The following is a 12,900-nucleotide window of genomic DNA, read 5'->3' as shown; positions in this document are numbered from 1 at the left end:
TGGTGGCGTTCGGTGCTCAAAGCCAGTTGTTGCGATGGAAATTCGCGTACAGCAGGGCGCACAGGCCGACCATCACCGCGATCACGATGGGGTATCCGTAGGTCCACGAGAGTTCCGGCATGTGTTCGAAATTCATGCCGTAGACGCCCGCGATCATGGTCGGCACGGCGGCCATGGCGGCGTAGGCGGAGATCTTGCGCATATCGGTGTTCTGCTGAATGCTCACCTTGGCCAGCGCGGCATTGATGAGGGCGCTGAGCGATTCGTTGAAATCGATGATCTGCTCGGTGACCGCGGTGTGGTGGTCGGTCACGTCGCGCAGGTAGCGGCGGATCTCCTTCGGCAGCGGCAGGGTGGTGTCGTGGGTGAGCACCTGCAGCGGCAGCCCGAGCGGCTTGACGGCCCGGCGCAGTTCCACCACTTCACGTTTCAGCTGGTAGATGGCGTCGATCTGGAGCTTGTTCGCAGGGGTGAAGACGGCCTCCTCGATGGCGTCCACATCCTCCTCGATCGCCGCCGTGACCTCCACATAGGAGTCGACCACGCGGTCGGCCACCGCGTGCAGGACCGCGCCGGGCCCCAGCGCGAGCTGGCGCGGGTCGGCTTCGAGATCCTTGCGCACACCGCTCAATTCGGTGTGCTCACCGTGGCGGACGGTGATCACGAAATCGGGTCCCGCGAACACCATGATCTCGCCGGTGTCGACGATCTCGCTGACCGTGCTGAGCTCGTGCTCGACGTAGCGCACCGTGCGCAGCACCAGGAACAGGATGTCGTCGTAGCGTTCGAGTTTGGGCCGCTGCTGCGCCTTGACCGCGTCCTCGACGGCGAGTTCGTGCAGGCCGAAGGTCTGCGCGATATCGGCCATGAGTTCCTTGCCGGGTTCGAGCAGTCCGAGCCAGACGAATCCTTCGTGGCGTTCGCGCACTTCGGCCAGCGCGTTCTTGTAGGAGCTGTGCTCGAACAGCCGCACCCCCTCGACGTAGACCGCGCAGTCGACGATCCGGCCGTGACGGACGGGCATCTTGGCGGGGTCGCGCGGCTCGCCGGACCGCCCGGGCCAGTGGAAGGACGGCAGCGGCGGTATCGAGGACACATCAAGGATGCTAATCGTCCCGCCCCCTGGCGATGGTTCGGGCCGCAGGCAATATAGGGGGCGTGCGCATCGATCTCCACACCCATTCCAACGCGTCCGACGGCACGGACACCCCGGCCGAACTGATCGCGAACGCCGCTGCTGCCGGTCTCGACGTCGTGGCCCTGACCGATCACGACACCACCTCCGGCTGGGCCGAGGCCGCCGCCGCGCTCCCTCCGGGCCTGACGCTGGTGCGTGGCATGGAGATGTCGTGCGTCGGGCTGGGGGAGGACGGCTATCCGGTGCCGGTGCACCTGCTGGCCTACCTGTTCGACCCCGAGGACGAGTCCTTCGCGCAGGAGCGGGAGCGGTTGCGCGCCGAGCGGGTGGTGCGGCTGCGGGCCATGGCCGAGCAGATGGCCGCCGACGGCCTGCCCATCGATCCGGACGCGGTCATGGCGTCGGTGGGCCCGTCGGCGGGTCGCCCGCATCTGGCCCGGGCGCTGGTGCAGGCCGGGGTGGTGCCGACCGTGGACGCCGCGTTCCAGGATCTGCTGGCCCCGCACGGCCGCTACTACGTCGAGAAGGCCGACACGCCGCTGCGGCGGGCCGTCGAAATGGTGGCCTCGGCCGGCGGCGTGAGTGTGGTGGCGCACGCCCGGGCTCGCAAGCGCGGGCGGCTGCTGGCGCTGGACCACATTCGCGAGCTGACCGAGTTCGGGCTGGGCGGCCTGGAACTCGATCACCCCGACCACAGTGCGGAGGACCGCGAGGTGCTGCGCGGGCTGGCTGCCGAGCTGGGTCTGCTGACGACCGGCTCCTCGGATTACCACGGCGCCAACAAGACCATTCGGCTCGGCGAATTCACCACCGACCCAACGCAATTCGAGGAAATCGTGGGCAAAGCGAGCGGAGTCCCGGTGATCACCGCATGAGAGTGGTCCGGGGCCTGAGCGGAGTGGTCGCGGGGGGCACGCTGGTGCTGGCGGCCACGGTCGCCACCACCGCGATCATCGGTGTTCGGCGCGGTTTTCCGGGCCCCGGGTGGGCGGCGGTGACGTGGCATGTGACCGCGGCGGCAGCCGTGCTGGCCGCCCAAATTTATGCGGATAGACATCGGGGTTTTGCGGCTTTTTTCGGATGTTTGGTCGTTTTCGTGATAGCCGGATATCTGCTCTGGGCGCAGTGGTGGAATTGAAATACGCATAACGGTTGCGAGTGAGTGAACCGTCGTCGAACATTTGTCGATATGACCGAATTCGACGCCGATGTGCTGGTGCTGGGAGGTGGCCCGGCCGGAGCCTGGGCCGCGCTGGCCGCTGCCGCTGCGGGCGCGCGGGTATTGGTCGCCGACAAGGGCCGCTGCGGCAGCAGCGGCCCCACGGCGCGGGGCGGGGTCACGCTCTGGAACATTCCGCCCGGTCCGGCCCGGGACGAGGCCGTGCGGCAGAACTTCGCGCACGGCGGCGGGCTGGGGGACCCGGAGTGGATGTACCGGGTGCTGGAGGAGACCCATCGGCGTGTCGGCCAGCTGGTGACCGGCGGCTTCCGGTTCCGGGGTGAACACGCCGAGCGCCCGGCGCGGGTCTATCTCGACGGCGCGAAGTATCTGGGCCGGCTGCGGCGCAGCATGGTGATCGCGGGGATCCGCATCCTCGACCACCATCCCGCACTCCAGCTCATCACCGACCGCGACGGCGTCGTGTCCGGCGCGGCAGGTGTGACACAGGGTGGCGACTTCCGCGGCTGGACCGTCCGGGCGCGCGCGGTGGTGCTGGCCACCGGCGGCTGTGCCTTCCTCTCCGGTGGCGCCGGCACCGATGTGGACACCGGTGACGGGCTGCTGATGGGGGCCGAGGCGGGGGCCGAGCTGTCCGGCATGGAGTTCTCCAACGCGTATTCGCTGACCCCGGTGGCCGATTCGCCGCCGCTGGGCGGCCGCCCGGTGGCCGCGGTATTCGCCTCCGACCAGGTCATGCACTTCGCCACCCTCTACGACGAGTCGCGGGCGGTGCTGTGGGGGCAGGGATGCGGTTCGCGGGCACAGGCTTTCGCGGCCATCGCCGACGGGCGGCGGGTCTACGCCGCGCTGGACGAACTGCCCGAGGCGGTGCGCGCGGAGCTGCAGCGGCACGGGCCGAGCCTGACCGGTCAGGTGCCGCTGTGCGCGGTGCTGGAGGGCACGGTGCGCGGCACCGGCGGGCTGCGGCTGACCGGACCCGACTGCGCGACCACGGTTCCCGGCCTCTACGGCGCGGGCGACGTCACCACCCGGGAGCCCATCACCGGGGCGGTCAGCGGGTTCGGCGGCCAGAATGGCGCGTGGGCCATCTCCTCCGGCGTCTGGGCGGGCGCGGGCGCGGCCGATTTCGCCGTGGGCCGTCGCAAGCTCGGCAAGGCGCGCCCGGTGCCCGGCGCGGGCCTGGGCGACCGGGCGCGCCTCGATCCGCGCGCGGTGGTCGGCCTGGTCCAGGAGCACACGCTGCCGCTGCGGCGCAGCTACTGGCGCAGCGACGGCAGCCTGCGCGACAGCATCGGCGAACTGGACGGCATGTGGCCCGGCGTCGAATTGGCGCTCGGCGGAAAGGGACCCGATCGCCTGCCCGCCCGGCAGGCCGCCGCGCTGCTGGCCGTCGCCCGCTGGACCAAGTACTCCGCCCTGGCCCGCACCGAGACCCGCGGCATGCATCGCCGCACCGACCATCCGGGCGCCGGAAGCGACTGGCGCGTACGGTTGCTCTCCGGGGGTCTCGGCAGTGTCTGGGTCCGGCCGGACCTCACAGCGGTGGGTGCAACCCCCGCTTGACAGCTCACAGCCGCCGCCGCGACCGCGTTGTGACAGTTCTCCGAGTTCAGGTTCCGACCAGCGAGTTCCTGTTCATCTCGGCGTGATTCGACTGCCTTACCCTTCAACGATGGTGAGGCGACGCGACGGACCCGGGGGCGATTTGGCAGGCCGTCGCAGCGACTGGCAGAATGGGCCGATCCCGGCCGCAGCCACCGCCCGGCCCGGGACACTCGGTGATCACGAACCCCGACTCGCGGGTTCACACGAGGTCACCCCGGCTGTATCGCCCGGACACACCCCTCCGGTTCTCGCTCGACGATCTGCGCTGCCGCGACACACTTCTCGCAATGCCGTAATACTTTGTATGCGTCGCCACGATGAGGTGGCAAGGTTTCCACGAAGTGGCTCGGAAGTGGTGTCGACGTCGCTGAACGCGGCTGCGGCAAAAGATATATGAGCACCGAAACCACAAATTCCGCTATTACCGAACGGTAACCGTCAAACGGTTGAGTCCGAACCGATCAGGAGTGAAATCGTGTCACCCGTGACTGAAGCAGTGAATGCCACCGAGGCCCCCGCGTCCAATGGGGCGAACCTGTCCGACATCACCACGGAAGAAATTTTCGCCGGGCACCTTGGCGGCAAGCTCTCGGTCGAACTCACCGCTCCGCTCGACACCCAGCGTGATCTGTCCATCGCCTACACCCCGGGCGTGGCGCAGGTCTGCCGCGGCATTCACAAGGACGAGAGTCTGGCCAAGACCTACACCTGGGCCGAGCGCCTGGTCGTGGTCGTCTCCGACGGCACCGCCGTGCTGGGCCTGGGCAACATCGGCCCGCGCGCCTCGCTGCCGGTGATGGAGGGCAAGGCGGCGCTGTTCAAGAAGTTCGCCGGTCTGGACTCGATCCCGATCGTGCTGGACACCAAGGACGTCGACGAGATCGTCGAGACCCTGATCCGCCTGCGCCCGAGCTTCGGCGCGGTCAACCTGGAGGACATCTCCGCGCCGCGCTGCTTCGAGATCGAGAAGCGCGTCGTCGAGGCCCTCGACTGCCCGGTCATGCACGACGACCAGCACGGCACCGCCATCGTGGTGCTGGCCGCCCTCAAGGGTGCGGCCGCGGTGCAGGGCCGCGACATGTCCGGCCTGAAGGTCGTCGTGTCCGGCGCCGGCGCGGCCGGTGTGGCGTGTACCGACATCCTGCTGGCCGCAGGGGTTTCCGACATCGTCGTGCTCGACTCCAAGGGCATCGTGAGCCGGGACCGCGGCGATCTCAACAGCGTGAAGGCCGAACTGGCGCAGCGCACCAACCCGCGCGGCCTCACCGGCGGCGCGGCCGAGGCGCTGGCGGGCGCGGACGTGTTCCTGGGCCTGTCGGCGGGCACCATCGCCGAGGAGCTCATCGCGTCGATGGCTCCCGAGTCCATCGTGTTCGCCATGTCGAACCCGGACCCGGAGATCCACCCCGAGGTGGCCAAGAAGTACGCCGCCATTGTGGCCACCGGCCGCAGCGACTTCCCGAACCAGATCAACAATGTGCTGGCCTTCCCGGGCGTCTTCAAGGGCGCGCTGGATGTCGGTGCGCGCCGCATCACCGAGGGCATGAAGGTGGCCGCGGCCGAGGCGATCTTCAACGTGGTGGCCGGTGAGCTGTCCGTGGACAAGATCATCCCGAGCCCGCTGGACCCGCGGGTCGCGCCGGCCGTCGCCGAGGCCGTCGGCAACGCGGCTCGCGCGGAGGGTGTGGCGTAGCCACTCGCCGAGCAACGAAAGGGGCGCTTCGTCGTAAGACGAAGCGCCCCTTTTCTTATTGGACTAGACCGCGGCCGAGACCTTTTCGAGGTCGGGGGTGGCGGCATTCTCGTGCCAGCCGGGCGGGCCGAAGATATATCCGAGACGGCCGCGCCAGGTTCGGGCAGTCCGGACATCACGGACCAGATCGACGAGTTCGGTGTAATTGACCTTGATCGGATTGTCGGTTTCGATGTCCTTGGTCAACCCGTAGCGAATCGGTTCGGTTTCCGCGGCGAAGCTGCCGAACAGGCGATCCCAGATGATCAGGATGCCACCGTAATTGGTGTCCAGATACGGCTGGTTGGAGCCGTGGTGCACGCGGTGGTGGGCCGGGGTGTTGAACACGAATTCGAGGGGCCGCCACAGGGTTTTCACGCGCTGGGTGTGGATCGGGAACTGGTAGAGCAGCCCCAGCGACTGCAGGGCGAACACCATCCAGGCCGGAAAGCCCAGCAGTGCCGCGGGCACCCAGCACAGGCCGCGCACGATATTGGCGGCCGGATGCGCCCAGGGCAGCCGGATGGCGGTGGAGAAGTTGAAGAACCGGCTGGAGTGGTGGACGCTGTGCGAGGTCCACAGCAGCCGCACCCGGTGGTCGGCGCGGTGCGCCCAGTAGTAGCAGAAATCGGTGACGATCAGGCCCAGCACCCACACCCACCAGTGCGCCGGTGACAGGTGCAGCGGGGTGAAGTGCGCGGCCAGCACCACGCCGGAGAACGGAATCACCTGCGCCAGAATCGGTTTGGCAATGCGGCCGAGCAAAAAGGTGGCGATGTTGGAGGTGGTGTCGCGGCGGTCGATGCCATTGGCCGGGCGGTCCGGGTCGCGCCGGTTGCCGATCCATTCGATCAACATGAGCAGCGCGAACGCCGGCAGGGCGTAGATGAACAGGTCGGCATTCACGGGCGTGCTCCTCGGCGGGGCGGTCGGGCTGCTGGCATGTGCTCGACGCTAGTTCGGCGGCGCGCGCGGATCGTCGCGCCGACGGGGGATTCCGCGTCCCCCACACGGGGGACGGCCGGTCTCCGGGGTACCGTGCGGCCATGGATGTGACCAGGTCGCTGGCCCGGCAGTCGCTGCTGGTGGCCGCCGTCGCGGCGGCGCTGGACGGCGCCCAGATGGTGATGTGCGGGGCCTTCGGCGCCGCGCCCGCGCTGGCCGCGATCCTGACGCTGGCCACGGTGGCCGCGGATCTGGCGCTGGCCGCGCCCGCCTCGACGGCGGCCGCGGTGGCGGTGGCGCAGGTGGTGGTGAAGGTGGCGGTGGCGCTGTTCGCCCACCACTACGGCATCACCGCACGGGTTTTCGATGTCGGTTTCCTGGTCGCGGGGTATCAGGCGGGTGCGTGGCTGAGCGGGCTCAGCTCGGTGCTGACCGTGCTGCTGCTGGCCGGCGGCTCGCTGACGGTGAACCTGGTGGCGGCCATCGCGGGCGCCAACAATCCGATCCGGCTGGCGATCTTCGCGCTGGGCGCGGGCGTGGTGCCCTGGCTGGTGGGCCGGTACACCGCGGCGCGCGGGGCCTATATCGCGGAGCTGGAGCAGCGGGAGAGCCTGCGGCAGCAGGAGCAGCGGGCGGCGCTGGACCGGGCGCTGGCCGATGAGCGCGAGGCCATCGCCCGGGATCTGCACGACGTCATCTCGCATCATGTGAGCGCCATCGGGATTCATGCCGGGGTGGCGCGAATGGCGCTGTCCCGCACCGATACCGAGGCGGCGGCGCGGTCGGTGTCCGCGGTGGAGTCGAGCAGCCGCGCCGCCATGGTGGATCTGCGCCGGCAGCTGGACCTGCTGCACGGCCGCGACGACGAGGGCGAGCGGCAGCCCGGCCTGGCCGATATCGAGGATCTGGTGCAGCGGGTGCGGGACGCCGGATTGACTGTGCACGTGACGGTTTCGGGTGAGCCGCCGGTGCTGCCCGAGTCGCTGGACGTCATGCTCTACCGGGTGGTTCAGGAGCTGCTGACCAATGCGCTGCGGCACGGGCGTGATGCGGCCGCGCTGGAGATAGGTTATCTCCCGGGCGCGGTGGAGTTGCGCGAGACGAATCCCATTGCGGCCCTGGAGAGCAACACCGGGGTGCCGCGTGGCCTGGACGGGATCCGCCGCCGGGTCGAACTGTTCGACGGCACCGTCGCCTACGGTGCCGACCCGTCCGGAACCCGTTGGGTCATCCGGGTTTCCGTGCCCATCGGGACCGCATGATGCCCATGGGGTCCGCACAGCCGATCGGAGCCGTATGAGCATCACCATCCTGATCGCCGACGACCACACCGTGTTCCGCTCCGGTCTGCGCGCGGTGGTGGACGCGCACCCGGATCTGGAGTGCGTGGCCGAGGTGGGCGACGGCCGTGCCGCCATCGAGGCGGCCGCCCGCACCCATCCGGACGTGGCGATCCTGGATGTGCGCATGCCGAAGCTGGACGGGCTCGCCGCCACCGCCGCCATCGTGGCGGCGGGCGGCACCCGGGTGCTCGTGCTCACCACCTACGACAGCGAGGCCAACCTGCATCGCGCGCTGTCGGCCGGGGCCAGCGGCTTCCTGCTGAAAAGCCTTCCGCCCGAAGAACTCGTGGCTGCCATCCGGGTGGCCGTGCGCGGCGACGCCGTCATCGACCCGTCCATGACGCGCCGCCTGGCCACCCGCCTGGTGACCGGCATCGCCCCGCCGGTCGAGCCACCGGAGCTGGCGCAACTCACGGCCCGCGAACGTGAGGTACTCCTACTGGTGGCAGATGCCCGCAGCAACAGCGAGATCGCCGCCGCCCTGGGCGTCGGCGAGGAAACGGTCAAAACCCACGTCTCCCGAGTCCTCGCCAAACTCGGTGTGCGCGACCGCATCCACGCCGTCGTCTACGCCCACCAACACGGCCTCGTTCACCGTCCCCACTGACGACATCACGGTATCCAGAGGCGGCCCGACCCACCCACCAGGTGGGCTAACCCCACGCCCACCACCACGGGTTGACCAAGAGGGAGCCAGTAGCCGATCAGAATTGCAAAGAGCAACTCGCGTCTGCCGGCCAACGCCATCGAGGAGGGTCGGGACCTGTCCTCGATGGCGGTGGCCTGGCCGACAGCTCCTATCGCCTGCTGCCGGCCTGACAGGCCGGCCTCACTTCAGGTGCCGGGTGAAGAACCGGCTCCCTTCATCCGCCTCGGACGCCGGGACGCCGGTATGCCCGCCCATATTGGCGTGCAGCGCCTTCTCCTTGGAGCCGAAGGCGTCGAACAGGTCCAAGGCCATCTGCCGGTCGTTTCCCTCGTCGTCCCACTGCAACAGGACCTGCAGCGGAATGGTGACCTGCCGGGCCTCGGCGAACATGCTGCGGGGCACGAAACTCCCGGCGAACAGGCGGGCGGCGCAGATGCGCGGCTCGACCACCGCCAGCCGGAGGCCGAGGGCGATCACCCCTCCCGAGTACCCGACCGGGCCGCCGATCTCGGGCAACGCCAGGAGGGCGTCCAGGGTGGCTCGCCACTCGGGAACTGCCTGTTCGACCAGCGGGAGAATGAGACGTTCGACGATTTCGTCGGTGACCGGTTCGCCGGCCTTCAACGCCCGCTGCAGGTCGGCGCGAGCCTGATCGGTGACGGCGGAACGGGGCCGGTCACCGCTGCCGGGGAGTTCGATCGTGGCCGCGGCGAAGCCTTCCGCCACGGCGTGCCGGGCCCGGGCCACCAGTCGGGGGTACAGCTTCTGCAGTCCACCGGGGTGGCCGAGCAGGATCAGCGGGGCCGGTGTGGATGCGGATCCGGGCGTCCACAGTATGCCGTGGATCTCGCCGAGAGTGAATTCACGCTCGAGGACGCTGTCGTCGTCGAGGCGCTTTTCGGAATTGAATTGCACGGTCGTGCCTTTCGGGAGTGCTGCTGAACGGCGCTCCCGGACGACCTATCGCCCGACCGTGACCCCGGAGGGGAGCACCCATGTCGATACTGCGTTCACAGGTACCACCTCCTCGTTCTCTGGCACGGCCTTCAGGAAAGTAGCAGTGGTCGCCGTGGTCCGCCAACCGGTTTTCGCGGAGGCTCGGCGGCTGGATGCCACGGAGCGAGATCATGGCTCTGGTACCGCACGTTTCGGGGCTGCCTGTCGCGGGAGTGTGATGACAGAATCCACCCGTGTCAGATGATCGGAGTGCCCGCGGCCATACACACGTCCGGGTGCTTGCTGGGGCAGGCGCTGCCGGGGCACCTGTCTACGAGGTACTTCCCGCAAAGCTCCTGGAGCACAACGACTATGAGATTCTCGGCAGTCCCGGCCTGACCTACGATTTCGCCGCCGGAGACCATCTTCGCGTCTTCGACGACGGCGGTTTCGAGGTACTGCGCCGTGGGGGAAACCTCTGCCTGAGGGCCTACCCGACAGGTATGCCGCCCTCCGATGCCGGGATCAGCACTCTCACTGCGGGATTCGAGCGACTCGGCGGAGTGGTCGAGATGCCGCCCGACCGACGATTCATCGTGATCACAGTGCCGGTCGCGGTCGGTTTTCCCGCGATAGAGGGTGTAATCGAGGGGTGGGCGACCGAGCACGGCTGTGCATGGGGGTACGGCAACGTCTACGACGAAGACGACAACCCTCTCGGCTGGTGGATCAACGCCTGAGCCGCTCCGATGTAGGGCATTCGACATGAGCGCGCACCGCCGGCGGTCGTACGGCGCTCTGCCCGTTGATCTTCCGATGCTCCGCGCTGGCCGGTTCGGTCAGCGCGCCATGCGGTAGAAGAGGGCGTTGGGCTAGGTGTTGCCTACCCGTATTTTCCTGGTAGGCAACGCTTGCCGGTGATCAGTGGCCTGTGTGGACGAGGTTGTCGTCGATGAGGTGCAGGCGGCGGGCGAGGTCGGAGACGAAGATCCGTTCGGGGTCGATACTGTCGCGGACGCGTCGCCATTCCTCGAGCCGCGGGTACATCGCGCGGACCATTTCCGGGGTGGTGCGGGAGTCTTTGGCGAAGTACAAGCGTCCGCCTGCGTCGAGGACCCGCTGGTCGAGTTCGGCACAGAATTCGCCGAGTCCGGGTTTGAGTGGGAAGTCCAGGCTGAGCATGAACCCTGGGTGCGGCCACGACAGTGGGGCCGGGTTGGCGGCGCCCATGCGCTTGAACACGTTCAGGAACGACCGGTGGCCGGAGTGCGCGATCGCGCGCACCGCGGCCGCGAGCTGTGGTTCGGCGCCGAAGGGCATGGAGAACTGATATTGCAGGAACCCGCGGCGGCCGTAGGCGCGGTTCCATTCACCCAGCAAATCCAGGGGGTGATAGAACTGCGTGAGGTTCTGACATCGAGTATTCGTAACCGTCGTCGGAGCCGCCGGTGAGCAGTTCCATGGTCTGTTCGAGATTGTCGGTGCGTGGCAAAGTTCGTCGTCGAGGATGGCTTGATGCTGGGTATGCGCTTCGTGCGGCGGGTGGATGGGTTGACCTATGAGTTCGTCCGCGACGGGGACGCGCACGGTTTTCCGTCGTATAAGCGGGTCGACCTCGACATCTGGTGTCGGCGGCTTCCCGATTTCGGATGGGTGGTGTGCACTGCGGAGGCCGCAGTGTCGAGTCGTCCATTCGATGATGCCGGGCGGGGTGACCTTCCGCCCGAAGGAGTGTGGGTGAGCTTCAAGGGCGATCGGTCGTACGTTTACGACCTGGTCCACACCGATGCTCCGGCAGTGGCGGATTCCGAACCTTCGTAGGGCAGCCGGTTCCGCGCTGTGCCGGCGCCGTCGCAATGTCAGCTCACCCGTGGCCGGTTCGGTCGGCGCGGGAAGCGGCAGAAGAGCACGCTGCCATGCGCGCATGAACAGCCAACCCAGCCGTTCTAAACGCGCACTACAGCTGAGGAATTGGCGTGGAACTGCTGTTCCACAGCGGATTGTGCGGGATTGCACCGGTCGTCCGAAACTCGGCGTTTCAGTGCGTTCGGCAGGTGCGCGGCCGCCCGAGATGATCGCCGCCCGTGGATCTTCGGGTGTGCCGCGTGGCCGGTCCGAACAGCGCGGCGGTTGCGGATGTTTTCCCTATCGGGTGGCTGCGAGGTGTTCTCCATAGAACAGCATCAGGCCGGTAGCTGCGGAAATTGCTGTGAGCAGCCAGAATCGGATGGATACCGTGGTCTCGGGCCAGCTGCTGAGTTCGAAGTGGTGGTGCATCGGGGCTATGCGGAACAGGCGCCGGCGGGTGGTCCGGAAGACGACGATCTGCAACAGAACCGAGAGGATCTCGGCGCAGAACAATGCACCGATCACGACCATGAGCAGTTCGGTGCGGGTCGTGATGGACAGCCCGGCCAGCAGCCCACCCAACGCCAGCGATCCGGTATCGCCCATGAAGATCTTCGCCGGTGCCGCGTTCCACCACAGGAACCCGACGCAGGCCCCACCCGCCGCAGCGCTGACCAGGGCCAGATCGAGCGGGTCGCGAACCGTGTAGCACCCCACCCCGGGACGGGTCGTGCACGCGTTGGTGAACTGCCAGAACGTGATCAGCACATAGGCACCCAGGGTCAGGCCCATCGATCCCGCGGCCAGACCGTCGAGCCCGTCGGTGATGTTCACGGCGTTCGACCACGCGACCACCATGATGCACGCCGCCAGCAGGAACAACGCCGGGACGAACGACAGCCAGCCGACATCGCGCAGGATCGACAGGTGCCTGCTGGCCGGGGTCAGGCCGGTGCTATCGGGGAAGCGCAGTGCCAGGACGCCGAAAATGATCGCGGCACCGAATTGGCCGACGTACTTGCCGCGGGCGGTCAGCCCGAGATTGCGCCGCTTGTAGAGTTTGATGAAATCGTCGAGAAATCCGACCACACCCAGCGCGGTGGCGAGACCCAGAACCAGCAGTCCGGATGCCGTGACTCCGGATGCGTTATAGCGCAAGCCGATCAGATGCGAGCCCAGGTAACCCGCCCACATGCCGATCACGATGGCGATCCCGCCCATGGTGGGCGTTCCGCGTTTGGCTTGGTGGCTGCTGGGTCCTTCGGCGCGGATCTCCTGACCGAGTTTCTTCCGGGTGAACAACCGGATCAACAGCGGCGTCAACGTGATCGACACTGCCAGAGCGATCATCGCCGCGAACAAGATCTGCCTCATCTGCCCCCCTGCGAGTCTTCCCATCGCGACCCGCCGTATCGACACAACTCGAGTGGTCAGATGTCAGCCAAGCACACGACCGAGAGTGACCGCTGCCTGTGTGGCGCAGACGGCATTCGAGAAGAGGATGTCCTGGGCCGCATTTGG

At 67.9% G+C, this 12,900-nt stretch carries 12 protein-coding genes and 1 pseudogene; 8 read left to right on the top strand and 5 right to left on the bottom strand.

Annotated features, from left to right (window positions below):
- Nucleotides 1-16 precede the first annotated feature (16 nt).
- On the bottom strand, nucleotides 17-1,087 hold the full coding sequence (corA, locus tag ACFXHE_RS04870) for a magnesium/cobalt transporter CorA (protein ID WP_379380411.1): 1,071 nt from the start codon (nucleotides 1,085-1,087) through the stop codon (nucleotides 17-19).
- A gap of 71 nt (nucleotides 1,088-1,158) precedes the next feature.
- Here corA and ACFXHE_RS04865 point away from each other — a divergent pair, with 71 nt between their 5' ends.
- From ACFXHE_RS04865 to ACFXHE_RS04850, 4 genes are all read left to right on the top strand, one after another.
- Nucleotides 1,159-2,013 (top strand): PHP domain-containing protein, encoded by an 855-nt coding sequence (locus tag ACFXHE_RS04865; RefSeq protein WP_379379828.1) that lies wholly within the window; start codon nucleotides 1,159-1,161, stop codon nucleotides 2,011-2,013.
- A complete protein-coding gene (locus tag ACFXHE_RS04860) occupies nucleotides 2,010-2,276 on the top strand; it encodes a hypothetical protein (protein ID WP_379379826.1) in 267 nt (88 codons plus the stop codon). Before ACFXHE_RS04865 ends, ACFXHE_RS04860 begins: the two co-directional genes overlap by 4 nt.
- A gap of 51 nt (nucleotides 2,277-2,327) precedes the next feature.
- Nucleotides 2,328-3,884, top strand: coding sequence for an FAD-binding protein (locus ACFXHE_RS04855; RefSeq protein WP_379379824.1), 1,557 nt, complete (start codon nucleotides 2,328-2,330; stop codon nucleotides 3,882-3,884).
- A gap of 517 nt (nucleotides 3,885-4,401) precedes the next feature.
- Nucleotides 4,402-5,619, top strand: a complete 1,218-nt coding sequence (locus ACFXHE_RS04850) for an NADP-dependent malic enzyme (protein WP_379379822.1) — start codon at nucleotides 4,402-4,404, stop codon at nucleotides 5,617-5,619.
- A 63-nt stretch (nucleotides 5,620-5,682) separates the two neighbouring features.
- Here the strand turns inward: ACFXHE_RS04850 and ACFXHE_RS04845 are convergent, their stop codons facing one another.
- A complete protein-coding gene (locus tag ACFXHE_RS04845; RefSeq protein WP_379379820.1) occupies nucleotides 5,683-6,564 on the bottom strand; it encodes a sterol desaturase family protein in 882 nt (293 codons plus the stop codon).
- A gap of 140 nt (nucleotides 6,565-6,704) precedes the next feature.
- Between ACFXHE_RS04845 and ACFXHE_RS04840 the strand changes: the two genes are divergently transcribed.
- Together ACFXHE_RS04840 and ACFXHE_RS04835 are read left to right on the top strand one after the other, a co-directional pair.
- Complete coding sequence (locus ACFXHE_RS04840; protein ID WP_379379818.1) at nucleotides 6,705-7,865, top strand: sensor histidine kinase; 1,161 nt, start codon at nucleotides 6,705-6,707, stop codon at nucleotides 7,863-7,865.
- 34 nt (nucleotides 7,866-7,899) lie between these two features.
- Nucleotides 7,900-8,553 carry a response regulator gene (locus ACFXHE_RS04835; RefSeq protein ID WP_379379816.1) on the top strand — a complete coding sequence of 218 codons (654 nt, stop codon included), beginning with the start codon at nucleotides 7,900-7,902 and terminating at the stop codon, nucleotides 8,551-8,553.
- A 222-nt stretch (nucleotides 8,554-8,775) separates the two neighbouring features.
- Here ACFXHE_RS04835 and ACFXHE_RS04830 read toward each other — a convergent pair whose 3' ends face one another.
- A complete protein-coding gene (locus ACFXHE_RS04830; protein WP_379379814.1) occupies nucleotides 8,776-9,510 on the bottom strand; it encodes an alpha/beta hydrolase in 735 nt (244 codons plus the stop codon).
- A 275-nt stretch (nucleotides 9,511-9,785) separates the two neighbouring features.
- On the opposite strand from ACFXHE_RS04830, the gene ACFXHE_RS04825 reads away from it, so the two are divergent.
- Nucleotides 9,786-10,271: a DUF4265 domain-containing protein gene (locus tag ACFXHE_RS04825; protein ID WP_379379812.1), complete on the top strand. Its 486-nt coding sequence runs from the start codon at nucleotides 9,786-9,788 to the stop codon at nucleotides 10,269-10,271.
- 181 nt (nucleotides 10,272-10,452) lie between these two features.
- Here the strand turns inward: ACFXHE_RS04825 and ACFXHE_RS04820 are convergent.
- Nucleotides 10,453-10,950, bottom strand: a pseudogene (locus tag ACFXHE_RS04820) (D-arabinono-1,4-lactone oxidase); the annotation flags it as partial.
- Between the two features lie 66 nt (nucleotides 10,951-11,016).
- Between ACFXHE_RS04820 and ACFXHE_RS04815 the strand changes: the two are divergent.
- Complete coding sequence (locus ACFXHE_RS04815; protein ID WP_379380451.1) at nucleotides 11,017-11,352, top strand: hypothetical protein; 336 nt, start codon at nucleotides 11,017-11,019, stop codon at nucleotides 11,350-11,352.
- Nucleotides 11,353-11,676: 324 nt separating this feature from the next.
- On the opposite strand, the gene mraY is transcribed toward ACFXHE_RS04815, so the two are convergent.
- Nucleotides 11,677-12,753: a phospho-N-acetylmuramoyl-pentapeptide-transferase gene (mraY, locus tag ACFXHE_RS04810; protein ID WP_379379810.1), complete on the bottom strand. Its 1,077-nt coding sequence runs from the start codon at nucleotides 12,751-12,753 to the stop codon at nucleotides 11,677-11,679.
- Nucleotides 12,754-12,900: the final 147 nt, after the last annotated feature.

Source organism: Nocardia sp. NPDC059229 (assembly GCF_042754165.1).
In the GTDB taxonomy this organism is placed as follows: domain Bacteria; phylum Actinomycetota; class Actinomycetes; order Mycobacteriales; family Mycobacteriaceae; genus Nocardia.
This window is presented reverse-complemented; position numbering and strand designations above follow the sequence as displayed.